This is a genomic window from Chryseobacterium sp. AG363, assembly GCF_003610675.1.
Classification (GTDB): Bacteria; Bacteroidota; Bacteroidia; order Flavobacteriales; family Weeksellaceae; genus Chryseobacterium; species Chryseobacterium cucumeris.
In genome coordinates, this window is record NZ_RAQF01000002.1 from 2776271 (window position 1) to 2800183 (window position 23913).

The following is a 23913-nucleotide window of genomic DNA, read 5'->3' on the forward strand; positions in this document are numbered from 1 at the left end:
GTGATTTGATGTTACAAACATAAATAAAAATTTTCATAAACAGCGAACGTTCGCTAAATTTATTTAAAAAATTATTATGCGAATAATCGCATCTAATTATTTATATTTGAGTAATGAATTCAGAAAGCGACTTTATCAAAACAGTTTTCGGGCTAAAACTGAAACAGCAGAGACAAAAGAAAAACTGGTCTCTGCAGGACCTTGCTGTAAAGACAGGATTATCAAAATCTTACCTCAACGAAATTGAGAATGGGAAGAAGTATCCCAAACACGATAAAATTATTCAGCTTTCTGAAGCACTCAGCTGCACTTTCGATGATCTTGTTTCTACCAAGCTGGATAAAAGTCTGGCCCCATTCAACGAAATTCTTCAGTCTGATTTCTTCAAAGAAGTCCCACTAGAGCTGTTTGGAATCAATAAGAACAACCTAATCAGTATTATTAGTGATGCTCCTAAAAAAGTAACGGCTTTTATCAATGCACTGATCGAAATTTCTCAGAATTACAATCTTGGTAAGGAAAGATTTTATTTTGCCGTCTTAAGGTCATTTCAGGAGTTATATGATAACTATTTTCCGGAAATTGAAGAAAAGGTTGATCTGTTTACCCGGGAAAATCAGTTACAACCCGGAAAAGATCTAAAGTCTGACATCCTGGAGGCAATTCTTGCAGAAAAATTCAGTTACACCATTCAGTCTGAAGATTTTGAAAAATATGGAACTCTGGATAATCTCCGCTCTCTTTTCATTCCTGAGAAAAAACTTTTACTTCTGAATCAAAAACTGGAAAAGGATCAGAAAACATTCATTCTGGCTAAAGAAATCGGCTTCAATGTACTGGAATTAAAAAATCGTCCCAATACATATTCGTGGCTTGATTTCGGAAGCTTTGAAGAAATTCTGAATAACTTTTACGCGTCTTATTTCGCAGGTGCATTGCTCATTTCAAAAGAACCTGTCATTGAAAAAACCGCAGAATTTTTCCAGCAAAATACATGGGAACCTAAAAATTTTGAGAGTCTTATCAGCAGTTTCACCCACTCGCCTGAAACATTTTATTACCGGCTGACCAACATCCTCTCGGCTGAAATGGGAATCAAAGATCTTTTTTATTTATGTCTGGTAAAAAAGAAAAATTCGGATAAGATTCAGATTTTAAAGGAGCTTCATCTTAATCACCAGCAGGCTCCTCATGCCAATGCAATGAACGAGCATTACTGCAGAAGATGGATTGCGGTAAAAAACCTTGGTGATTTAAAAGAAAATGAAACCCTTACAGATGCTCAGGTTTCTCACTATAAGGATCAGGGAATAAGCTATCTTGTGATTTCTACTTCACAAAAAAATCCCTTCTCAGATGGAAGCAACAGAAGTTATTGCCTGGGGATTCTATTGAATTCTCAAACAATAAAGAAAATAGGGTTTATCAAATCTCCTTCTTTAAAAACCATCAATGTAGGAGTCACCTGCGAATCCTGCAGTATTGCAGATTGTGAAGTAAGACGGGCACCCCCTGTGAGACTGGAAAAGGAACATTTTAATATGAGTATGAAGAGCTCTGTGGAGAAGATCAGGAAGAGATTTGAGAATTAGTAAGTGAATAGTGAATCGTCAATACGCTTCGCTCGTGAATTTTATGTGGAGTGTGAGTTGTAAGTTGTAAGTTGCAAGTTGTGAGTAATGGACTTGGGTAAAATCCACAATAACTTATTTTCATCTTAAACGCAGAGATCACAAAGTTTTCTATTATAATTTTAGAATATTTTGCTCGCCAAGACGTTACACTCAGCAACAAAAAGGCTTTTCCCTTGCTAAATGAAATGCCCTTGAGAACAATACAAAATAACAAACTTTGTGAACATTAGCGTTAATAATAATTCAACATTGGCTTTGCAAAGCAAAATTTGACAATTATTTTCTATCTTAGTAAAAACACACTATGATATTAGATGTATTGTTTCCCAACCGCTGCATCCACTGCAACACAATCATTGATCCAGAACTATTGGTTTGTGGCCTTTGTTTCAGCCAGATTCATTTTACCCATTACAATTATTTTGAAAATAATCCAGTCAAGGAAAAATGCAGTTTATTTTTTCCGGTTGAAAATGCGTTTTCTTTAATTCAGTTTGAAGAGGAAAGTTTAAGCCGGCAGATTATCCATGAACTGAAATACAGAAGCAGGGAAAGAATAGGAAAGATTCTTGCAGAGTGGATGATAGATCGTTTGGATTTTAGAGATGACCATCCTGATCTTTTAGTAACTGTACCACTCCATCCAAAGAAATTAAGAGAACGGGGATATAATCAGCTTCATTTATTCACAGAAACATTATCAGAATTTTATGATATTCCGTTTGATCATGAATTAGTCAAAAGAAATCATTATTCCAAAGCTCAGGCTTTAAAAGACAAAAAACACAGGCTGAAGACCACTAATACATTTTCAGTCACCCAACCTGTTTCCGGAAAGCATATCCTCCTGATTGATGATGTTTTTACTACAGGAAATACTGTTTCATCGGTTGCGTGGGAGATTTTAAATGCTGGTGACAATAAAGTAAGTGTATTGGTGATGGCTGTGGATGTTTGAGGCGGAAGACGAGGTGTGGAGACCATCTTCAAAAATATTATAAGGTAAAAACCCACTCAAACTCTCCCATTCTCAAGCACTCTTACTCTATATACCACCCATTTTCACCATTCAATTCTTTTTCCTAATTTTCCGGAAACTATACAACTATGCCAAATCTGCTTTTACTGCACGGAGCCTTAGGTCACAGCGACATTTTTAAACCTTATCTGAATACACTGTCCCAATATTTCACGGTACACACCCCTTTATTTTCAGGACACGGAGATCAGGAACTCTCTGCTGGTGGCATCAACATTGAAAAATATACTCAGGAATTATCTGAATATTGTAAGGTGAACAATTTGACTGAAGTATCAATTTTCGGACATAGTATGGGTGGTTATGTAGCGCTTTGTTATGCTATGGAAAACCCTGAAAATGTAAATTCTATTATAACATTGGGAACAAAGTTCGATTGGACTGAGGAAGAGGCTTTAAAAGAAAGTAAAATGCTTAATCCTGATATTATTCTTGAAAAAATTCCGCAGTATGCTCAGCTTTTAGAATCACAACACGGAACAAAATGGAAACAACTTCTTCCGGCTATTGCTGATCTAATGGTTGATTTAGGTAAAAATCCTCCTTTGGAAAATAATTTTGCCACGATTACTACTCCAACTCAAATTATGGTGGGAGATAAAGATAATATGGTCACTATTGAAGAGTGTATGAGAGTGTACAGAAGCCTTCCAAACGCAAAACTGGCCGTACTTCCGGACACAAAGCATCCTATGGATAAAGTACGACCTGATTTATTATTGAATTTAATAAAAGATTTCTGGAATCTTTCTTAAATTATCTCTGAAGTTTTTCTCCGTAGCTCAAGTCTCCGGCATCTCCTAATCCTGGAGTGATATATCCTTTTGAAGTCAAATGTTCATCAATGGCTCCTACCCAGATGTGCGCTTCAGGATAAGCGTTCTGAACTGTTTCAACTCCTTGTTTTGAAGCAATGGCTGCTACGATGTGAAGCTGGGTTGGATTTCCGTTGGTAAGCAAATCCTTGATCGCTTCAATTAAAGAAGCTCCGGTTGCCAACATAGGATCTGCTACGATCAAAGGTCTGCCTTCGATACTAGGACAGGTAAGATAATCCTGTTTGATTGAGAAATAATCGTTAGCATCGTGTTTTCTGTATGCTGCTACAAAACCACAGTCTGCTCTGTCTAAATAGTTAAGAATTCCTTCAAATAATGGAACTCCTGCTCTTAAAATGGTTGTAATAACCGGCTGTACGGCAATTTCTCTGCTTTTTATTGTATCTAAAGGAGTTTGAATTTCAACTTCTCTATACTCCAGTCCTTTACTGATTTCAAAAGCGGCAATCTCCCCGATTCTTTCCATATTCCTTCTGAATCTCATTCGGTCGTGCTGGATCGTAACGTTTCTAAGTTCGTTAATCCATTCGTTGACCAGAGAAAAGTGTTGCGATAAAATAGTAAGCATGAAAATTTTTATTTTTAATTTCAGATATTAATTGCTGCAAAATTACAACTAAAAAACGAATTGAAAGATTGCACTTAAGGAGAAGTCCGTTCTGATGGTATAAAAAACTCCGGCAAGCTTCGCTTGCCGGAGTTTTCGTGAACATAAGTTCTTATTATTTTTGTCTGAAATAAACTTCAATCGGAACTCCGGTAAACCCGAATTGTTTTCTCAACTGGTTTTCAGTAAATCTCTTATACGGTTCTTTCACATATTGTGGAAGGTTACAGAAGAATACAAACTGTGGTGAAGGTGTAGGAAGCTGTACACAATATTTGATTTTAATGTATTTTCCTTTCAACGCCGGTGGTGGTGTCTGTTCGAAGATCGGAAGCATTACTTCATTCAGTTTTGAAGTCTTAATTTTCTTCTTACGGTCTTCATAAACCTCCATGGCTACTTCTACAGCTTTTAAAATTCTCTGCTTCGTCAAAGCTGAAACGAATAGGATTGGAATATCCTGGAACTGACCAATTTTATCTTTGATTGATTTTTCGAAATCACGCATCGTATTGGTCTGCTTGTCTTCGATCAAATCCCACTTATTCACAAGGATTACAATTCCTTTTCTGTTTTTCTGAGCTAAACCGAAGATATTCATATCCTGAGATTCCCAACCCTGTGTAGCATCCACCATGATGATCACAACGTCAGAATATTCAATAGAACGGATCGATCTCATTACAGAGTAGAATTCAAGATCTTCATTTACCTTAGACTTTCTTCGCATCCCCGCCGTATCTACCAATACAAACTCGTGTCCGAATTTGTTATATAAAGTCTGGATACTGTCTCTTGTAGTTCCTGCAATATCGGTTACAATATTTCTTTCAACATCCAATAAAGCATTGGTCATTGTAGATTTTCCTACGTTTGGACGACCTGCAATCGTGATTTTAGGTAATCCTTCAAATGGATCTTTATATTCTGTAGTAGGAAAATCTTTAACGATATCATCTAATAAATCTCCCGTTCCAGAACCTGTAGCAGAAGAAAGTGTATAATATTTATCAATTCCTAGCTGATAGAATTCTGTTGCAGGAAGTTCTTCCTTTGCAGAATCTACTTTATTGATAACGATATAAATTGGTTTGTTGGATCTTCTAAGAAGTCTGTAGATTTCGTGATCTGTATCGGTAAGCCCTTCTTCTACGTTCATCATAAAGATAATAGAAGTGGCTTCATCCACCGCTAATTGTACCTGTTTACGGATTTCCTCTTCGAAAATATCATCTGTACCTACATCATAACCTCCGGTATCAATTACGGTAAAGTCTACTCCGTTCCAGTCTGATTTTCCATAGTGACGGTCTCTGGTAACACCAGCTGTAGAATCTACAATAGCTTCTCTTCTTTCTAATAAACGGTTAAAAAGCGTGGATTTTCCTACGTTGGGACGTCCAACGATTGCAACAATATTTGACATAAAAAATGTTTAATAATCCTTTTGCTTTGCTCAAGGATATGTTATTAATGGGTTACTCCAACTTTTGGAGCCCAATTTTTTGCAAAGATAGGGTTTTATTATTTAACAGATGGAAGCTGGGAAAAAGAGGTGAGATGTATTATCTATCTGATAAATTAACGTTAACCGTACTCTTCCAATTGAACAGATAATATCCACAAATCTCCTATTTACTAGGAGAAGCAGATTTTTTTTTAAATTTTTATTAAAAAATAATTATTTGGATATCAATAAGTAAAGCGTTTTGCATCCTTATTATGTTAATTAATCTTTAATTTAGATTTTCATATTTAAAATAATTTCTATAATTTCGCGGCATAGAAACAGACCCATGGTGTAGCGGTAACACTACTGATTTTGGTTCAGTCATCTGGGGTTCGAATCCCTGTGGGTCTACAAACCATCCTTTTTTAAGGATGGTTTTTGTTTTTTGTTCCCTTTCGAAAATTAAAAAGGTAGATAGTGAATTAATCATAAAAGGATCAAGCACAAAAGTAGTGGGCTAAGCAAAAAATTTGGTTAGAAAAATGACCTATCCTTTACCCCTCTATGCTGCATTCTGAAGTTTTTGATTTTAGCATTAAAAGATTCAGCAAAAGCATCAGTGCTTCTTTGGTTAAAAAAGGCTAAGATTTCTCTATAATGATTCATTATTGATAGATTCTCCAGTGGTTTTATCAATCCATCCCCTTCTTTTGATATGAAGTAGAACCCGTTTTCCCATCACTCCATCAACTTCTTCTTCTTCTTCTTCTTCTTCTTCTTCTTCTTCTTCTATTATCAAAGTACTCTACTAAAAATTCTGAAGCAAGAGTTTTACTAGCTCATCAGGAATATACGTATTCCAAATTTAAAACTTAACACTACATCCACAACTTTTGAGATTGATATTTATGGTACTACTATAAAATACCCCCGTCTTATTTCGGTTAAAAATACTTGTTACTGCAACTACAGAATAGCGAGGTCAAAAAACTTTTATAACGACCGGAAAACAATGAAATTTGCACTCTAAAGAATGTAAATGATCATTGAAGTCAAAAAAATATACCAAGAAAACAGCGTAGAAAAAATATAAAAGAATGGAGTTGATTTAAAATAAAATTACAAAAAAACATGCAAAAACATATGTTTTCTAAGCTGTAACCATATTAATAATTCACTAATTGACAGTACGATAAAAGAGGCCAAAAATCAATAACTGTTCAAAAAACACAATTCTATTTAACTACATTAAGTCTGTCAAGAACAGACTCTCCCTCAAATTATCAATCTTATAAAAACTAATTATCAATAATAATGAAAGTACCATTAAAAACAATATTTAGCTGGTTTGAAAAGGGTGATATTCCCACAGAACATCAGTTTCAGCAGACCTTTTCTTCATTCCGTCATTTAGATGAAAATATCAGGATGGATGAGGTAACGGGGTTAAATGAAACTTTTCAAAAAACGGTATCCAGCACAACTTTTACAAATCATCTGCAAGATGAAGGAGCACACGATTTAGTGCTCGCAAGACTTAATGCATCCAATCTTACTGCCAGAAATGTAGAAGAATGGAAAGAAAAATTAAAGATCAAACCAGCAGCCACTATAGACAATGGTGAAGAAACAGGAAATGTCTATACAAAGGAGCAAATCGAGGAAATTGTAAATATACTTCAGGCAAAAGATAATGAAATGCTTGAGCTGACTGCAAAAATCAGCGAAATACTAACCTCGAATGATGATAACTTTGATAAGCTTCAGAAAATCGTAGACTATATCAAAGAAAACAGGGAGCAGATAGAATTACTTAAAGGTTCAGGAGCAAATTCTTCCTTTGGAGGAATTTTAAGGCCTACTGATAATATTATTATTAAGCCGGGATCAGCAAAATGGTTTTGGGCAGGGAGTGGAGTTTACGAAAATGCTTCAGGAGTTACGATTGAAAATTTCGGAATAATTTCCTTTGACGGTTTTGTTTGGTCTGTTCTGGAGGTTAATATGCCTGGAGGTGGAACAGATGGTTTTATTGATTTAACACAAGAAGATTAAAATGAGAAATACAGGAAGAATTTATTTTACAAATTATGAAAGATCAGATAAAGAAGTTGCAGATAATTTCATTTATCCCGTCATGTTTTTCATTAAAAATGAAAATGGAAAAATCATTAAACAGATTGCATATTCAGCTTTAGGAGAAAAGTCAGAAAGTGAATACGGAACTGGTGGTGGAACCGGAGGAGGCAATGGAATTGTTTTCCGCGCAAAATCTGAAATACCTGCATCGTTCGTAAAATCATTTGGAAGTGAAGTTAGAATAGTTTTTTCGTGGTCATCCATCGACAGCGTTGATGGTAGTGAGACTGGCGGAGGAACTGCGAGTATTTTAAAAGGAAACACGATCCTATTTAATAAAAATATTAATCAGGGAGCCAATGATATAGATATCACGCCATATATTTTGGCAGGAGACAATACAATAACGCTTAGTATCACAGATAGTTATGGAAATAATAGAAAATTAAAATATGATATTCAAACAATAGCACTTGCTTTAAGTACCACATACGACAAGACCACTATTAATTCGGGATCAATCATTTTTCGATATATTCCAACCGGGAATGTAGAGAAGACGATTCATTTCAAATTAAATGGATCAGATCTTCCGTCTGTAGTTACTTCAATAAATAACAAAGAGCTTCTTTATGAAATTCCTGCACAGTCGCACGGAGTTCATATTTTAGAGGTTTATATGACCGCTGATTTGTCAGGAGAGATCATTGAAAGCAATCACTTATTTACAGATATCATCAGCGTTGTTGCCGGTAATTTAACGCCTTTGGTTTCCTCAGCAAATAATGTTGTTGCTAATCAATATGCTCCAGCTTCGATTGAATATCTGGTGTATTCACCATCGTCAAATTATAGCGATGTTGAGATTTTAGTGGATGGAGTGAAGGTTTCTGAATTACTTGTAAATAGAAGTTTGCAGAAGTTCACCTATACATTTGCGGACTCAGGTGCACACACTGTAACTTTTAAATGTGGAAATGTCACGAAAAATACTTCAGTAGTTGTAACTGCCTTCGATATTCAAGTTGAAGCCGAAACGTTAGGCTTGGAATTATTTTTAAGCAGTAGAAACAGAAGCAATTCAGAGATTAACAAAAACGAGTGGAAATACAAAAACCTGTCATGTACTCTTACAGATTTTGATTTCAGCACCAATGGGTGGATTCAAGATTCAAAGGGTTCTGTGGCGCTTAAAGTGAGCGGAAATGCAAGGGTTGAGATTCCTTTCAAGATTTTTGAAAATGATTTTAAAACAGGTGGTAAAACATTAGAATTTGAATTTTCAACTTCAGATATAAAAAACAGTGACAGTACTATTTTTTCTTGTAAAAATGGAAATGTTGGATTTGTTGCTACCTCAAATTCGTTTTCGTTCAGTTCTGAGCAGGACGGCACGTCCATATTTTTTAAAGAAGATGAAAGGATTCGCGTAAGTGTAGTCGTTACAAAGGTTGCAGATCAAAGATTGGTATTTGTGTATATCAATGGAATTATATCTTCACTATATCAGTATAATTCACTAGACAGCTTTTTACAACAAGCTCCTCAAAACATTACCATCGGAAGCAGTGATTGTAATATTAATCTATATAATATTCGGGTCTATAATAATAACCTAAACGCCGATCAGATGTTGTCAAATTACATCGCTGACATGGATAACCTGGTTGAAAAAGTCAACATTTACGAGAGAAATAAATTGTACGATGCATTCGGAAATTTGTCCTACGATAAATGTTTACAATCAATTCCATGCTTAACCATTGTTGGAGATTTGCCAACTTATAAAGGCGATAAAAAAACAATTGTTGGAGAGTATGAAAATGCTCAGGATCCTACAAAATCGTTTTCTTATGTAAATGCGAGCATTGATGTTCAGGGTACATCATCACAATATTATCCCCGAAAAAACTTTAAAATTAAATTTAATGGAGGTTTTAAAAATGGTGAAATAAATTCTTCAAAATACAAGCTTCGTGACAATTCATTGGCGGAAAAGACATTTACTTTTAAAGCTGACTTCATGGAATCTTCAGGTTCTCACAACATTGGTTTGGCGAGGCTTGTACAAGATTCTTTAAATCAATTGGGTTATTTGGTTCCACCACAATTAATTGATCCTAATATCCGTACTACGATGGACGGGTTTCCAATGCTTATATTTCACAGAGCAACACCAGATTCGGAGCGTATTTTCTTAGGGAAATATAATTTTAACAATGACAAGTCAAATGAAGCAACAACGGGTTTTACAGGTGGTCAGGAATGTTGGGAATTTTTAAACAATACGTCAGATAATACATTATTTATTGCTACAGATTTTCAAAGTGTAGACGAAAATGGTAAGCATTTATGGAAAAATGATTTTGAGGGAAGATATCCGGAAAATAATGAAGATACTTCGAATCTTGAAGCTTTGCATACATGGATTGTGAGTTGCAAAAATAATCCTGTAAAATTCAAAACCGAGGCTCCAGATCATTTTAACATTCAGTTTTTACTGTTTTATTATGTCTTCACTGAGTTTTTTGCAATGGTCGATCAGCGCGCTAAAAATCAAATGTTTGCCATGTATCCAGATGCGCAGGGAAACAAACGTTGGTATCTTATTTTTTATGATAATGATACGGTTTTAGGGCTTAATAACGAAGGCCACAATGTATATGATTACTGGGTAGAGGCTCACGACCAAGTAGGAAGTGGTTTTGTCTGGAATGGCGCGCTTTCAGAGCTTTGGAAACTGGTTGAAGTGGCTTTTGATACTGAAATTACGGCTTTGTATCAGAAAATGAGAACTTCAGGAATTCTGACTTATGATAAGTGCAACACTTATTTTAACACATTAGAATCTGACAAATGGGCGGAAAGTATTTTTAATGAAGATGCGAAATATAAATATATAGACCCTTTGGTTGTTGCCGGGAACGGAAGTTACTTATACACTGCACAAGGCTCAAGAAAATCGCACAGGAATTATTGGCTATTAAACAGATTCAGATATATGGACGGAAAGTATGATACCTCTACTTTCTCTTCTGATTATATCACAATGAGACTTTATACACCTTCGAGCACGCCTGTAGTTACTCCCAACGCTAATTTTTTACTAACTGCTCAAAAAGACGGGTATACTAAAATTAAGTTTGGTTCTTATATCAACCGTGCGAGACTTAGAAAAAATGTTGCATCCTTAGTTCAAGCTCCGGCTATTACTTTTAACGACACGGAAACTATTATCTATGGTGCATCTGCAATTAAAGATCTTGGAGATTTGTCAGGAAAGTATCTTGGTACTTTAGATGTTTCCAAAGCGACGAATTTGTCAAAATTACGAATAGGAAGTCAAATTTCCGGTTATTCAAATCAAAATTTGAGAAACTTGTTTATTGGTAATAATACAATTTTAGAAGAATTAGATATTTCAAATTGCCCAAATTTAAAACAATCAATAGATTTAACTGGTTGTACAAGTATTAAAAATATTTCCGCTGCAGGAACAGGAATAACCTCTGTATTGTTACCTAAAGGCGGGTTGCTCTTTTCTTTAATTTTGCCAAATACAGCCAATACTTTGATTTTGGATAATCAAAAATTTATTAAAAATTCTAATTTAACTTTTACTGCAAGTTCTATAACAACTCTTGTAATTAAGGATTGTCCTTTGATTAATGTTTATGATATTGCCACTTCGTTGAAAAATTTGGCTAGATTGAGAATTAACAATTTAAACGGAAGTAGTACTTCTAGTGAAAATTTTTTTCCACTTATAAATGCTAAAGGAATTGATGATTCGGGTAATACAACCCCACATTCTATCGTTGAAGGAAAATGGACTTTTACAAACATTTATGCAGAGGATAAAAATTTTATGGAAGCTAACTGGCCAGATTTTAAATTTACTTATAAAAACATTACTAATTTTATCCAAATTAGTGATTCAAGAAAAAAAGATATTTTATTAAAACTTTATGATACTGATGGTGATAAAGAATTAAGTTTTTCAGAAGCAAGATCTGTTACTGAAATACCTGCCAATACTTTTAATCCTTATGTTAATTCCGGAACACATCTTTTAGGGAATTTTGATGAATTTAGATTTTTTACAAATGTAGAGACGATTGGGGATAATGCTTTTAGTAATCAAACAATGCAAAGCATTTTCTTTCCTCCTAACGTTAAAAAAATAGGAAATAATGCTTTTGAATTAGCCAACGCATCTGCTTTAAATGCCAACTTTGACAAGATTGAAGAATTAGGTATTGCTCCGTTTGGTGGAATATACTTAAATATTAATCTATTTAAAAATGTTAAGATCTACCAACAATCTTCATTTATTTCCATGTATCCTGTAGGTGGTATATATAATCTTCCTTATATCACTCGAATATTTGAAAATATGTTTAACATGTATATTTCCCTTACAAATCTTCCAGGTTATGTTACTAATCTTGCTGATTTTCAAGCATGCACAAGTCTTGAAAGGATAGATTTCCTTGGTTTAAGATTAAGATTAAGAACTGGTGAAAGGGAAATGAATATTATCTTTCCTGCTTCTATTAATTATATAGAAAATGGTTGTATGATTTTGAATCCACAAGATGGTCAAGATAGTGTTCAAAAAATAGTAATTAAAATTTTAGCAACAACGCCTCCTATTTTAATATCAACTAATTTATTAAATAACAACGTCTACCTTAGTAAAATTGAAATTCATGTACCCGCAGCCAGTGTTTCTGCTTATAAAACAGCAACCAACTGGAGCTATTTTGCCGCAAAAATTTATCCGATAACATAATAATAACATATGACACAGACAGACAATATAATTAAAGCAGATCCTGGGAAATGCTTTAAAAGAAAAATAGATGGAGTTGTTTTTGGCGATGAAATCTATTTAGGAACAACTTATTATCTTGATGGAATAAGACTTCAAGAACCCATTCAGGAAACTCCCGATGATTTTGAAGAAATTGATATCGAGGTTCGAACAGAAGAAATTAATTAAAAGATGATAATTTTATAACTTATTTCCCGAACGGAAATTTATAACTAGTCCTGGGAATATGATAAAGATCTTAGGACAAAAATAAATAAATATAAAATTTACATGTTTAACAAACCATCCTTTTTTAAGGGTGGTTTTCTTCTTTTATTATAAAATGAAATATGAATACGATATATAAAAAGAGGCAGCCTTAAAAGCTGCCTCTCTTTATTTTCATTTTATTAGACCAGATCAAACCTGTCCAGATTCATCACCTTCGTCCATGCCGCCACAAAGTCTTTCACAAACTTACCTTGTGCATCAGCACTTCCGTATACTTCAGCGATAGCTCTCAATTCAGAATTAGATCCAAAAACAAGATCCGCACGCGTTGCTGTCCATTTTGGCTGACCTGTTTTTCGGTCAGTTCCTATATACAGTTCTCTGTCATCTGACATTGCTTTCCATTGCGTTCCCATATCCAGAAGATTCACAAAGAAATCATTGGTAAGAACTCCCGGACGGCTGGTGAATACGCCATGTTTTGAACCGTCAAAGTTCGTATCTAAAGCACGCATTCCTCCTATCAATACAGTCAATTCCGGGGCAGTAAGAGTTAAAAGTTGTGCTTTATCAATCAATAAAGATTCGGTAGACACCGTGTATTTTCTTTTCAGATAGTTACGGAATCCATCCGCTGCAGGCTCAAGATATCCCATAGATTCTACATCCGTCTGTTCCTGAGAAGCATCCATTCTTCCCGGAGCAAAAGGAACTTTTACGTCCTGACCCGCATTTCTGGCAGCCACTTCTACTGCAGCATTACCTGCTAAAACAATCAGATCAGCTAATGATATTTTTTTACCTCCGTTCTGAGAATCGTTGAATTCTTTCTGGATTCCTTCCAGAACATTTAATACTTTATTCAGTTGTGAAGGATTGTTGACTTCCCAGTTTCTTTGAGGCTCCAGCCTGATTCTGGCTCCGTTGGCACCACCACGTTTATCACTTCCTCTGAAAGTAGAAGCGGAAGCCCACGCTGTAGAGATCAGCTCAGCATTACTTAATCCTGAATTTAATACTTTTGACTTCAATGTTTCTATATCATTTCCATCAACCAGTTCATGATTCACTTCCGGAATAGGATCCTGCCAGATCAGTTCTTCCTGTGGTACATCCGGACCTAAATAACGGGCACGTGGTCCCATATCTCTGTGAGTCAGTTTAAACCATGCTCTTGAAAATGCATCGGCAAAAGCATCAGGGTTTTCATAAAAATGTCTTGAAATTTTTTCGTAAACAGGATCCAGTCTCAAAGAAAGGTCTGTGGTAAGCATGGTTGGTTTATGCTTTTTAGAAGAATCAAACGCGTCAGGAATAATATCAGCTCCATCTTTAGCTACCCATTGGTGAGCTCCGGCAGGGCTCTTCGTTAGTTCCCATTCATTTTCAAAAAGATTTTTAAAGAAATAATTACTCCATTGAGTCGGAGTTTCTGTCCAGGTTACTTCCAGACCACTGGAAATAGCGTCTTTTCCGCTTCCTGATTTATAAGTGCTTGCCCATCCAAGTCCCTGCTGCTCAATTCCTGCAGCTTCAGGCTCTTTACCTACATGATCTGCAGGACCTGCTCCATGGGTTTTACCAAAAGTATGTCCGCCGGCAATCAAAGCAACGGTTTCTTCATCATTCATTGCCATACGTCCGAAAGTATCACGGATATCTTTAGCAGCCGCAATAGGATCTGGATTTCCGTCCGGACCTTCCGGATTTACATAAATAAGTCCCATCTGTACGGCAGCCAATGGATTTTCAAGATTTCTTGAATGAATATCTCCGTCTGCATTATCATCGGTAGGAAGAACGGCTGATTGTCCTTCTACTACTCCTTCTGAACCGTGAGCATAACGCAGGTCGCCTCCCAGCCATGTTTTTTCTGATCCCCAATAGATATCAGCATCCGGTTCCCAAACGTCTGCACGTCCTCCTGCAAATCCGAATGTTTTGAAGCCCATTGATTCAAGGGCGATATTCCCTGTAAGAATCAAAAGGTCTGCCCATGAAATGTTTCTTCCATATTTTTGTTTGATGGGCCATAATAATCTTCTTGCTTTATCAAGACTTACGTTATCTGGCCAGCTGTTTAATGGTGCAAAACGCTGTTGTCCGGCTCCTGCTCCACCTCTTCCGTCACCTACACGATATGTACCTGCACTGTGCCATGCCATACGGATAAACAGAGGTCCATAATGACCAAAGTCCGCCGGCCACCAATCCTGAGAGTCTGTCATCAATGCATGAAGGTCTTTTTTTACTGCCTCCAGATCAAGGCTTTCGAATGCTTTGGCATAATCAAAATCCTTATCCATAGGATCTGAAAGGGAAGAATGCTGACGCAGAAGATCTACTCTAAGCTGATCAGGCCACCAATCAGAATTCTGGGTTCCTCCGCCTGCTACGTTCTTCTTCATGGTTCCGTTATGAAACGGGCATTTACTGATGTCATTCAAATCTTTTTCCATTGTCGTTTATTTTATTTTTTATGTTGATTAATACAGTTTCAATTTTCTGTTGTAAGAACATGACAAACCTACAACGTTTGATCGATAAATACAATCTATTAATTTTTATTTCAACGATAGTTAAAAACTATAAATAAATATTTCAACAGCTAAAAAGCCAAGACATAATTGAGGTATTAAGTTAGTCATTTTTCAGATTAACTTAAATAAAAACAGCTGTATACAGCCCAATTTAGAATTACTCAACGTAAGATTTTAAAGGAAAAAGGAAGTTGGAGGCTGGAAGAAGGAGGTTTAATCGCATCATGAAAAGTAATTTGATAATTACTGAAAAAACACGCTATTTCAACAATTTCTAAAAGTTCTTCCTTCATCCTCTCTTCCAGCTTCCAGCTTTCTCCCACTAAAAATAAATTAACTACCTTTATATTGACCAAACATGAACATCTGCTATGAAAAAAATAATTGTTGTGATTCTCGTTGCCTTTATTATCATCCAGTTTTTCCCTATCGATAAAACAAATCCACCGCTTACTCCGGGAATGGACTTTCTAAAAATTAAAAATACACCGGAAAAAATTGCCCGTACCCTCAGAACATCCTGCTATGACTGTCACTCTAATGAAACCAGATATCCATGGTATAGCAGTATTTCCCCAACTTCATGGTGGGTAAAAAATCATATTGACGAAGGCAGAAAACATCTTAATTTTTCTACCTTTGCAGTATATGAACCTCAGAGACAACTTCATAAGTTGGAAGAATGTATAGAAATGGTTGAGAAAAAAGAAATGCCGCTAGAATCTTATTATTTAGGTCATCAGGATGCCAAACTGTCGGATGAGCAGCGTGCAGATCTTGTTCAATATTTCAAAAAAGTAAAAGAAGACACTGAGAGAGGAATCATGTTTAATAAATAAAGTCATGGAAAGTTGGGAAAATAAACATATTGTTTTTTTTGACGGAGATTGCGGAGTTTGTAATTTCTGGGTGCAATGGATTTTGGAGAGAGACAAAAAAGACCAATTCATGTTTGCTTCTCTTCAATCTGATTTCGGACAACAGTTTTTATCTGAAAGAGGGCTTGAAACCAATGTATTCAATACGATGTATCTTTGGAAACCCGGACGTTATTATCAGATCAAATCAAGAGCCGTACTGGAAATTGCTAATTTACTGGGAGGAGTTTATAAACTTTCCTTTGTTGGGAAAATCCTGCCGGCATCTTTAAGTGACAAAGTGTATGATGTTATTTCCAGAAACAGAATGAAGCTGGCCAATCAGAAATGTTATTTACCTGATCAGCATCAGAAGAAAAAATTTATTCAGGTGTAATTAATTGTTCTTACTCCTTTTCATTTAACTTATAAAAAGATCATTCCGTAAGAGTTAGCTACAATATTAATGCATTGTATTGATTCCTACGGAATGACAAATAAGACGGATAGGTGTTCCTGTTTAATGTTTAATGGAAATCAAACTGAAGAATAGTCTCTTACCAGCTTTATCAATTATCAATTATCAATAATTACCCATTGCTCATTACTTATAAATTAAGCGACCACACAGAATAAGAATTCGGAGGGCATTGGATTTTCACCCATTTATCACCCTGAGTTGTTGGATACCAACTTGAATTTCCTGTGAAATCTTTGATTTGCTGACTGCTCCAATTCGTTTCTATCCATCTTTCCTGCCAACTTGAAGAAGTATTTATATAAACAACAAGCCCTGGATTACCATTATAGCCGTTACGTCTTGCAATATATTCATCGTTATCAGTATACAGAATGGAAGTTGTTCCGGTAGCTTTATTATTATGAATCCAGATCAGATTATTCAGTCTTTCTTTGTTTAACCATTCTTCATAATCTCTGTAAAAAATGGTCGGATAACCTTCATGGGTTAGGATATAGGCATAGGCGGGCATTTTATTGTAAATAATATCTGTATCATGATTGGCCACAAAAGTGACTGCTTTGTATGGATTTCTTTTCCACATCATATCATCATTCAAAGCATTTAAATTACCATTATCAAAGGCTTCATCCATTTTATAATAAGCTGCAAAATCAAATACGGAACTGTTGGCATTATTGGCCCACCATTCCAATGTGTTGACATTTGAATCCCATAATTCCCCGACAGAAAATCCACCTACGTTAGAATTCCAGGTATTAACAACCCATGGCCCGAATCCTTTAACGTAATCAAACCTCCAGCCATCAAATTTCATCACATTTTTATAATATTTTGCTACGGAATCCTCTCTCCCCCAAAGCCAGTCCTGCACATGAGGATTAGCATGACATAAATCCGGGAAGCCACCAAAAGCCCCTTCATCATTATTCCCGTAAGAGTTTTTATAAAAGTCATTGTAGTTTCTCTGGAATTTTCCGGAAGCCACACCAGAAAAATTAGTCCAGGTATTGGTTCCTGTAAAAGGATTGGCTTCAGACTGCCCGCCACTGTTGTGATTGATTACAATGTCTGCATACACCTGCATGTTTTCAGCATGCGCTTTGGTAATCAATGCTTCCAGTTCAGCTCTGGATCCGAAACGGGTTTCTGTACTTCCATTTTGATTAAAATCTCCAAAATCATAATAATCGGTAGGATCATATCCCATAGAATAAGCCCCATTCTGAGCTTTTGATGCAGGCGGTAGCCATACAGCTCCAATTCCGGCGGTAGACCATGCGGTTAATTTATCTTTAACGGTATTCCACCAGTTACCCCCTTCCGGAACATCCCAGTAAAAACCTTGCATCAGAACTCCGCCACCCGGTCCGGCTGTGAATTTACTTTGTGCAGAACCGGAACCGTTTCCTGTACTGAAAGGGCGTCCATCATGATGGGTAACATTCACTGTTTTGTTGTGAACCTCTTCTTGTCTGGTAGGTTCAGTTGTCAATTCATCACTGGTTCTACATGAGCTTACTAATGCTAAAGCCAGCAGTGAAAGGAAAAAGTTTGTTTTTTTCATCGCTTTAATTAATTATCAATCTATTAAACAAGATACAATTTTATTAAAAACAAATTCAAATAAATGGGAAATATTTTCATTTCCCACAATAAATCAATAAGAAAGGCATTCAATTTTTTCATTAAAAAATCATAAATTTTTCAGAATCCCGAGACAATTTTTCTTTTAATCCATATATTTGCATACTATGGAATACAATACCCAAAAAACTCAGCTTCATATGCCGGAATATGGCAGAATTATACAACAGTTGGTTGAGCGCTGCAAAGAACTTCCTACCAAAGAGGAAAGGAACGAAATGGCTATGGCAATCATCGATTTTATGGGTCAGAGAAACCCACAACTTCGCGACGAGGAAAATTATAAACATAAACTTTGGGACCATCTTTATATTCTTGCCAATCATGATCTGGATGTAGATTCTCCTTATCCCTTCCCCACAATGGAAGAGCTGGCAGAAAAACCTAAAAGAATGGAATATCCAAAACTTCAAGGTGACTTTAAGTTCTACGGAAAAAGTATTCTTCAATTGATAGAAAAAGCAATTGAACTGGAAACGGGTGATGAAAAAGAAGCCCTAATCGAGGTGATTGCCAACAATATGAAGAAGTCTTATAATGTCTATAATAAAGAACATGTGACGGATGATGTGATTTTCCGCCACCTGAAAGAACTTTCCGAAAACAGGTTGGATCTTACCGGAATAGATTCTCTTGAAAAGAGTAAGATCTATTACACCAGCAATAACAACAACCGAAATAACAACAATAACAACAGGAATAACAACAATAATAAAAACAATAATAACCAGCCTAACAAGAGAAGGCATAATAACAATCATAAAAACAGAAAATAATGAGTGGAACATTTCAAATAAGAGGAGGAAAAAGACTGCAGGGTGAAATAACTCCACAAGGAGCCAAAAATGAGGCTCTACAAATTTTATGTGCGGTTCTTCTGACAGATGAGGAAGTAAGAATCAAAAATATTCCGGATATCCATGATGTAAACAGGCTGATTGAAATTCTTGGGGATTTTGGAGTAAAAATTACTAAAAACGGACAGGGAGATTATACTTTCAAAGCTGATCAGGTTAATTTTGATTATATTAAATCTAATGAGTTCAAAAAGGACGGAGCAAAACTACGTGGATCCATTATGCTGATGGGACCAATGCTTGCCCGTTATGGAGAAGCTTATATGCCGACTCCGGGTGGTGACAAAATCGGAAGAAGAAGATTGGACACTCACTTTCAGGGACTTGTTGAATTAGGTGCTGAATTCAATTATGATGAGGAGGAATATTTCTATTCTTTAAAAGCTAAGGAACTAAGAGGAAAATTCATCCTGCTGGAAGAAGCTTCTGTTACCGGAACGGCTAATATTGTAATGGCAGCAGCTCTTGCAAAAGGAAAAACAAGAATCTACAACGCAGCCTGCGAGCCTTATCTTCAGCAATTATGCAAAATGCTGAACAGAATGGGAGCCAATATCTCAGGAATCGGATCCAACCTTCTTACGATTGAAGGGGTTGAATATCTGAGAGGTACTGAGCATACGATGCTTCCGGATATGGTAGAGATCGGTTCATGGATTGGTCTTGCAGCCATGACAAAATCTGAAATCACCATCAAAAATGTAAACTGGAACCAGCTTGGTGTGATTCCGAATACCTTCAGAAAACTGGGAATTCAGCTTGAGCAAAGCGGTGATGATATCTATATTCCTGCACAGGAGCATTATAAAATCCAGAAATTTATTGACGGTTCTATCCTTACGATTTCGGATGCGCCTTGGCCAGGATTTACACCGGATTTATTATCTATTATTCTAGTGGTAGCTACTCAGGCAAAAGGAAGTATTCTGGTTCATCAGAAAATGTTTGAGTCCAGATTATTCTTTGTGGATAAATTAATCGATATGGGTGCTCAGATCATTTTATGTGATCCGCACAGAGCTACAGTGATCGGATTAAACCAGGAAGCTCCGTTAAGAGGAACAACGATGGTTTCCCCGGATATCAGAGCCGGAAACGCCCTTCTTATTGCTGCTCTTTCTGCTGAAGGAAAATCTATTATCCACAATATCGAGCAGATTGACAGAGGATATGAAAATATTGATGGAAGACTGAGAGCTATTGGTGCTGACATCGAAAGAATTTAAAATTATTTTATTTAATAATAGGAAAGCGTTCAGAATATTCTGAGCGTTTTTTTTGTTTTACCACCCCGTCAAAAATTCTTTGAATTTTTACCACTCCTCCAGATGAGGGGAATTTTATCCAGGTTAACGATTGATCTTTTTTATCTGTTTTTAGTGCAAAAATAAAAAGTGCCCGGTAAAAACACCGGACACTTTGGTAATTAAAACTATATGAATCTCACTTAAAAATAGGTTCTGCAGGTATATTCTACCGTCGTATTGATAAGTTTATTTTTATTCAGATAGACTTCAAGCTGCTGAAAATCTTCTGAATTAACATTAATATATAACTGTACCGAACCGAAACTGTATCCGTTCACGTACTCTACATTAGCAGATAACACTCTATGACAGATGCCGAATTGATTATAGATCGTATTCATCAAATGTTCAAATTTCATTTTGCCATTCAACTCTATTTCCAGTAACAATTCTTTTTTAGGCAGGTTAATTTTATTTTGTAAAACCTGCAGGCCGGGATTAGGTGTAATCATTGCTAAACATTTTTGGGTTAAACATTGTCAGATCATATGACACTTTTGTTTTTAAATCTGTGACAAAAATATAAAAAAATATTAGTCCACCAAATTAGTAGACTAATATTTTTTTAAAATTTAACATAAAAAAAAGAAGCCCGTTCAGCTTCTTTCTATATTTTAAAAATTCCCTACTCTTTCCAATTTGTCGGAACCAGCCAGCCCATTAGGATTACAACCGGGCTCTCCTTCAGGGACTTTGAGATTTTTCTTAGTGTAAAATTCTTCCCAGAATGTATTCGTTTTTCCTGTTTTGGGATCAATAAACGTCATCGGTTCCAGTTTGAAAATATTTTCTGTCCGAAAAGCTCTTTCTACAAAGTCCGAACAGTAATAGGATTGTTCATCCAGAATATAATTGAAGTTGTAAGGTTTTCCCAACATGGAAATTGCTTTTTTAACTGCTTCAGGAATTGCTTTCTGATATTCCGGTTTCAAACGGTAAACAATAACCTCCTGCCCTTCTTCTTTCTGATCTTTAATAAAATCTTTCAAATCCTGTCTCTGAGAACCGCCTTTGGGAGCAGCGTGCAGAACAAACATCCGGTTGTCTTCTTTTTCCAGAATTCCTATATGATCAAATGAAGCCGCTTTTTCTTTTTGAGTTACATTATTGATCGCTCCGGAAAGTCCCGATTCTTTTGCGGTTACAAAAAGAAGATCTCCATTTTTAAGCTGTACATTACCTGCATAAGAGTGATTACACTGGATCACCAAAACGATTAAACAGGACAAGAGCCCAGTCAACATAATGCCTTTGATTCTTCTATTAAAAAATGTTTTACATTCAGACATTTTATTATACTTTTCGGTACCAAAATTACAAAATAGAATTCATTACATTTGTGGGAATATTGATCTATTCCTCACACCAACCCAAACATTCCACAATCTTATGCCCCATATTTTATTAGTTGAAGACGACGACAGGCTTTCAAAACTGATTGCAAAAGGATTTCAGGAAGCTGAATTTGAGGTCACTGTAGCATATGACGGAGTCACAGGCCTGAAACTGGCTTTACAGACAAATTTTGATCTGGTAGTGACCGATATTATTCTTCCCAAAAAAGATGGTCTTGAATTTTGCCATGAGATCAAAACTTTAAAACCCAATCTTCCTGTCATTATGCTTACTGCCCTGGGAACTACTGATGACAAGCTGGAAGGATTTGATGCCGGAGCAGATGATTATCTCACCAAGCCTTTTGAAATGCGGGAACTGGTAGCAAGGATAAAAGTACTTCTGAAACGTTTTTCACAACAGTTACATCAAAAAGTTTTTGTTCTTAAATATGAAGGCATAGAAATGAACCTGGAACAGAAAACTGTGAACCGTGATCAAATGCCTATCAAATTAACCCCAAAAGAATTTAATCTTTTAAAATTCATGATGGAAAATTCCGAAAGGGTTCTTTCCAGAACTGAAATTGCAGAGAAAGTATGGGAAACCCATTTTGATACGGGGACTAACTTTATTGATGTTTATATCAATTATCTCAGAAAGAAAATAGATAAAGATTTTGAAACCAAACTGATCCACACCAAAGCCGGCATGGGATTTATTCTGAAAAAAGACTACGAATCAGGTACCGTATAGTAAATCAATAAGATAAACTAAAAATATCGGGATGAAAATAAGAACCAGACTTACCCTGCTTTTTACCTTAATCACTGCAATGCTTTTAAGTATTTACAGTATTTCGATCTATTATTCATCCAAAGAAGCCAGAGAAAAATCTTTTTTCAGCGAACTTCAGAACGAGGCGATTGCCAAGGCTGATTTATTTTTCCGAAGCTCCCTTCCGGAACAGGAAATGCATAAGCTTTATAAAAACAATACCAGAACATTGAATGAAGTTCAGGTTGCCATTTATAATTCCAATAAGCAATTGATCTATCATGATGATGCCAAAGTAGATTATGTAAAGGAAACTCCGGAAATGCTAGCTCAGATATTTCAAAAGAAGAAAATCAATTTCTTTTTAAATGATTTGCAGGTGATCGGGATGACCTATCATTATGAAGGAAAAACATATGCAGTAACTGCAGCAGCCTATGATCAATACGGATATGATTATCTGACACATCTTCTTACCATCAGTATTATTTCATTCTTCAGTATTCTCATATTAATTTATCTGGCAGGAATATTTCTTTCCAAAAAAGCATTAAGTCCGCTCAGTGAAATGGTTATTCAGATTAAAAAAATTACAGCCGGAAAACTTCAATTGCGTCTGAAAACTACTAAGGAAAAAGACGAACTTAATGAGCTTGCTCAAAATTTCAACGGAATGCTGGAACGGCTTGAAAATTCTTTTGATTCACAAAAACATTTTGTCTCCAATATTTCACATGAACTGAGAACTCCCTTATCCGCCATTATTACTGAGTTGGAACTGGCTTCAGCAAAGGATAAAACCAAAGAAGAATATCGGGAAACCATCCAATATGCACTGGATGATGCCCGAAATATGGTAAAATTGTCGAATAGTTTAATGGATCTTGCCAAAGCAAGCTATGATCCCAATGAGATCAGTTTTTCGGAGGTACGTCTTGATGAAGTTCTTCTGGAATCTTATACCAAAATCACCAAAGAAAATTCAGGATATAAAGTTTCTTTAAACATAGAAGATTCCGTGGAAGAGCATCAGCTTATCATTCAGGGAAATGAATATCTTCTTCAGGTTGCCTTCAACAATCTTATTGACAATGCCTGCAAATATTCACCGGAACACACTTGCCTGATTGATGTAAATACCAATTCAAAAATTCTTACAATGCGTTTTACCAATACCGGCAATAGCATTAACAAAGAAGATTTACAACATATTTTTGAACCTTTTTACAGAAGCGAAACATCCAGACAGGAAAAGGGCCATGGAATAGGATTATTTCTCACCCAGAAAATTATTCTGCTCCATAATGCAAAAATTACGGTGCTATCAGAAGGTAACGAAACTATTTTTGCAGTGATATTTGATATTGTATAGACAACCGAAGAAATTAAACTTCAGAATCAACTTTTTTATTCTTTT

The 23913-nt window shown here is 35.8% G+C and carries 19 protein-coding genes, 1 tRNA gene and 1 pseudogene; 13 read left to right on the forward strand and 8 right to left on the reverse strand.

The annotated features are described in order from the left end of the window. Positions 1 to 113 precede the first annotated feature (113 nt). The 3 genes from DEU39_RS12635 to DEU39_RS12645 all read left to right on the forward strand — a co-directional run bounded on the left by DEU39_RS12635 (position 114) and on the right by DEU39_RS12645 (position 3428). On the forward strand, positions 114 to 1592 hold the full coding sequence (locus DEU39_RS12635; RefSeq protein WP_120232138.1) for a helix-turn-helix domain-containing protein: 1479 nt from the start codon (positions 114 to 116) through the stop codon (positions 1590 to 1592). Positions 1593 to 1938: 346 nt separating this feature from the next. Continuing rightward, the gene (locus DEU39_RS12640) at positions 1939 to 2592 is read left to right on the forward strand and encodes a ComF family protein (protein WP_120232139.1); all 654 of its coding nucleotides are present in this window, start codon (positions 1939 to 1941) and stop codon (positions 2590 to 2592) included. Between the two features lie 149 nt (positions 2593 to 2741). After that, complete coding sequence (locus DEU39_RS12645) at positions 2742 to 3428, forward strand: alpha/beta fold hydrolase (protein ID WP_120232140.1); 687 nt, start codon at positions 2742 to 2744, stop codon at positions 3426 to 3428. A gap of 1 nt (position 3429) precedes the next feature. On the opposite strand, the gene upp is transcribed toward DEU39_RS12645, so the two are convergent. Together upp and der are read right to left on the reverse strand one after the other, a co-directional pair. Next, positions 3430 to 4080, reverse strand: a complete 651-nt coding sequence (gene upp / locus DEU39_RS12650; RefSeq protein ID WP_062676151.1) for a uracil phosphoribosyltransferase — start codon at positions 4078 to 4080, stop codon at positions 3430 to 3432. A 154-nt stretch (positions 4081 to 4234) separates the two neighbouring features. Then, positions 4235 to 5545, reverse strand: a complete 1311-nt coding sequence (gene der / locus DEU39_RS12655; protein WP_062676152.1) for a ribosome biogenesis GTPase Der — start codon at positions 5543 to 5545, stop codon at positions 4235 to 4237. A gap of 364 nt (positions 5546 to 5909) precedes the next feature. Here der and DEU39_RS12660 point away from each other — a divergent pair. Continuing rightward, positions 5910 to 5980: transfer RNA gene (locus DEU39_RS12660), tRNA-Gln, on the forward strand. A 123-nt stretch (positions 5981 to 6103) separates the two neighbouring features. Here DEU39_RS12660 and DEU39_RS12665 read toward each other — a convergent pair. Both DEU39_RS12665 and DEU39_RS24410 read right to left on the reverse strand, forming a co-directional pair. Further along, positions 6104 to 6241, reverse strand: a pseudogene (locus tag DEU39_RS12665) (transposase); the annotation flags it as partial. Next, on the reverse strand, positions 6222 to 6368 hold the full coding sequence (locus tag DEU39_RS24410) for a hypothetical protein (RefSeq protein ID WP_183037410.1): 147 nt from the start codon (positions 6366 to 6368) through the stop codon (positions 6222 to 6224). The gene DEU39_RS24410 and the pseudogene DEU39_RS12665, both read right to left, overlap by 20 nt. 515 nt (positions 6369 to 6883) lie before the next feature. Between DEU39_RS24410 and DEU39_RS12670 the strand changes: the two genes are divergently transcribed. From DEU39_RS12670 to DEU39_RS12680, 3 genes are read left to right on the forward strand one after another with little or no spacing between them, the layout of a single operon-like run. After that, positions 6884 to 7624: a hypothetical protein gene (locus DEU39_RS12670; protein WP_120232142.1), complete on the forward strand. Its 741-nt coding sequence runs from the start codon at positions 6884 to 6886 to the stop codon at positions 7622 to 7624. A gap of 1 nt (position 7625) precedes the next feature. Beyond that, the gene (locus DEU39_RS12675; RefSeq protein WP_120232143.1) at positions 7626 to 12443 is read left to right on the forward strand and encodes a leucine-rich repeat protein; all 4818 of its coding nucleotides are present in this window, start codon (positions 7626 to 7628) and stop codon (positions 12441 to 12443) included. A 9-nt stretch (positions 12444 to 12452) separates the two neighbouring features. After that, entirely contained in the window at positions 12453 to 12653 is a 201-nt protein-coding gene (locus DEU39_RS12680) for a hypothetical protein (RefSeq protein WP_062676176.1), read from the forward strand. A 221-nt stretch (positions 12654 to 12874) separates the two neighbouring features. Here the strand turns inward: DEU39_RS12680 and katG are convergent, their stop codons facing one another. Beyond that, positions 12875 to 15154 carry a catalase/peroxidase HPI gene (katG, locus tag DEU39_RS12685; protein ID WP_120232144.1) on the reverse strand — a complete coding sequence of 760 codons (2280 nt, stop codon included), beginning with the start codon at positions 15152 to 15154 and terminating at the stop codon, positions 12875 to 12877. Positions 15155 to 15606: 452 nt separating this feature from the next. Here katG and DEU39_RS12695 point away from each other — a divergent pair, with 452 nt between their 5' ends. Then, positions 15607 to 16074 carry a heme-binding domain-containing protein gene (locus DEU39_RS12695; RefSeq protein ID WP_120232146.1) on the forward strand — a complete coding sequence of 156 codons (468 nt, stop codon included), beginning with the start codon at positions 15607 to 15609 and terminating at the stop codon, positions 16072 to 16074. 4 nt (positions 16075 to 16078) lie between these two features. After that, positions 16079 to 16489, forward strand: coding sequence for a thiol-disulfide oxidoreductase DCC family protein (locus DEU39_RS12700; RefSeq protein ID WP_120232147.1), 411 nt, complete (start codon positions 16079 to 16081; stop codon positions 16487 to 16489). Positions 16490 to 16700: 211 nt separating this feature from the next. Here the strand turns inward: DEU39_RS12700 and DEU39_RS12705 are convergent, their stop codons facing one another. Then, positions 16701 to 18140 (reverse strand): alpha-amylase, encoded by a 1440-nt coding sequence (locus tag DEU39_RS12705; protein ID WP_120232148.1) that lies wholly within the window; start codon positions 18138 to 18140, stop codon positions 16701 to 16703. A gap of 187 nt (positions 18141 to 18327) precedes the next feature. On the opposite strand from DEU39_RS12705, the gene DEU39_RS12710 reads away from it, so the two are divergent. Both DEU39_RS12710 and murA read left to right on the forward strand, forming a co-directional pair. After that, positions 18328 to 18996 carry a DUF4290 domain-containing protein gene (locus DEU39_RS12710; RefSeq protein ID WP_034695011.1) on the forward strand — a complete coding sequence of 223 codons (669 nt, stop codon included), beginning with the start codon at positions 18328 to 18330 and terminating at the stop codon, positions 18994 to 18996. After that, the gene (gene murA, locus DEU39_RS12715) at positions 18996 to 20303 is read left to right on the forward strand and encodes a UDP-N-acetylglucosamine 1-carboxyvinyltransferase (RefSeq protein WP_110008022.1); all 1308 of its coding nucleotides are present in this window, start codon (positions 18996 to 18998) and stop codon (positions 20301 to 20303) included. The genes DEU39_RS12710 and murA overlap by 1 nt, the downstream gene beginning before the upstream one ends. 221 nt (positions 20304 to 20524) lie before the next feature. On the opposite strand, the gene DEU39_RS12720 is transcribed toward murA, so the two are convergent. Beyond that, entirely contained in the window at positions 20525 to 20836 is a 312-nt protein-coding gene (locus tag DEU39_RS12720) for an NIL domain-containing protein (protein ID WP_062676181.1), read from the reverse strand. Between the two features lie 162 nt (positions 20837 to 20998). Further along, positions 20999 to 21673 carry a YiiX/YebB-like N1pC/P60 family cysteine hydrolase gene (locus tag DEU39_RS12725; protein ID WP_120232149.1) on the reverse strand — a complete coding sequence of 225 codons (675 nt, stop codon included), beginning with the start codon at positions 21671 to 21673 and terminating at the stop codon, positions 20999 to 21001. 100 nt (positions 21674 to 21773) lie between these two features. Between DEU39_RS12725 and DEU39_RS12730 the strand changes: the two genes are divergently transcribed. Continuing rightward, positions 21774 to 22475, forward strand: a complete 702-nt coding sequence (locus tag DEU39_RS12730) for a response regulator transcription factor (RefSeq protein WP_120232150.1) — start codon at positions 21774 to 21776, stop codon at positions 22473 to 22475. Positions 22476 to 22506: 31 nt separating this feature from the next. Beyond that, positions 22507 to 23868, forward strand: a complete 1362-nt coding sequence (locus tag DEU39_RS12735) for an ATP-binding protein (protein ID WP_120232151.1) — start codon at positions 22507 to 22509, stop codon at positions 23866 to 23868. Positions 23869 to 23913 lie beyond the last annotated feature (45 nt).

Bases quoted from the DNA above. Each gene is read 5' to 3' on its own strand.
- DEU39_RS12710 (WP_034695011.1), top strand. From the start codon at position 18,328: ATGGAATACAATACCCAAAAAACTCAGCTTCATATGCCGGAATATGGC.
- DEU39_RS12670 (WP_120232142.1), top strand. From the start codon at position 6,884: ATGAAAGTACCATTAAAAACAATATTTAGCTGGTTTGAAAAGGGTGAT.
- katG (WP_120232144.1), bottom strand. From the start codon at position 15,154: ATGGAAAAAGATTTGAATGACATCAGTAAATGCCCGTTTCATAACGGA.
- DEU39_RS12675 (WP_120232143.1), top strand. From the start codon at position 7,626: ATGAGAAATACAGGAAGAATTTATTTTACAAATTATGAAAGATCAGAT.
- DEU39_RS12725 (WP_120232149.1), bottom strand. From the start codon at position 21,673: ATGTCTGAATGTAAAACATTTTTTAATAGAAGAATCAAAGGCATTATG.
- DEU39_RS12730 (WP_120232150.1), top strand. From the start codon at position 21,774: ATGCCCCATATTTTATTAGTTGAAGACGACGACAGGCTTTCAAAACTG.
- DEU39_RS12680 (WP_062676176.1), top strand. From the start codon at position 12,453: ATGACACAGACAGACAATATAATTAAAGCAGATCCTGGGAAATGCTTT.
- DEU39_RS12645 (WP_120232140.1), top strand. From the start codon at position 2,742: ATGCCAAATCTGCTTTTACTGCACGGAGCCTTAGGTCACAGCGACATT.
- DEU39_RS12705 (WP_120232148.1), bottom strand. From the start codon at position 18,140: ATGAAAAAAACAAACTTTTTCCTTTCACTGCTGGCTTTAGCATTAGTA.
- DEU39_RS12720 (WP_062676181.1), bottom strand. From the start codon at position 20,836: ATGATTACACCTAATCCCGGCCTGCAGGTTTTACAAAATAAAATTAAC.
- der (WP_062676152.1), bottom strand. From the start codon at position 5,545: ATGTCAAATATTGTTGCAATCGTTGGACGTCCCAACGTAGGAAAATCC.
- DEU39_RS12735 (WP_120232151.1), top strand. From the start codon at position 22,507: ATGAAAATAAGAACCAGACTTACCCTGCTTTTTACCTTAATCACTGCA.
- upp (WP_062676151.1), bottom strand. From the start codon at position 4,080: ATGCTTACTATTTTATCGCAACACTTTTCTCTGGTCAACGAATGGATT.
- DEU39_RS12635 (WP_120232138.1), top strand. From the start codon at position 114: ATGAATTCAGAAAGCGACTTTATCAAAACAGTTTTCGGGCTAAAACTG.
- DEU39_RS12640 (WP_120232139.1), top strand. From the start codon at position 1,939: ATGATATTAGATGTATTGTTTCCCAACCGCTGCATCCACTGCAACACA.
- DEU39_RS12700 (WP_120232147.1), top strand. From the start codon at position 16,079: ATGGAAAGTTGGGAAAATAAACATATTGTTTTTTTTGACGGAGATTGC.
- murA (WP_110008022.1), top strand. From the start codon at position 18,996: ATGAGTGGAACATTTCAAATAAGAGGAGGAAAAAGACTGCAGGGTGAA.
- DEU39_RS12695 (WP_120232146.1), top strand. From the start codon at position 15,607: ATGAAAAAAATAATTGTTGTGATTCTCGTTGCCTTTATTATCATCCAG.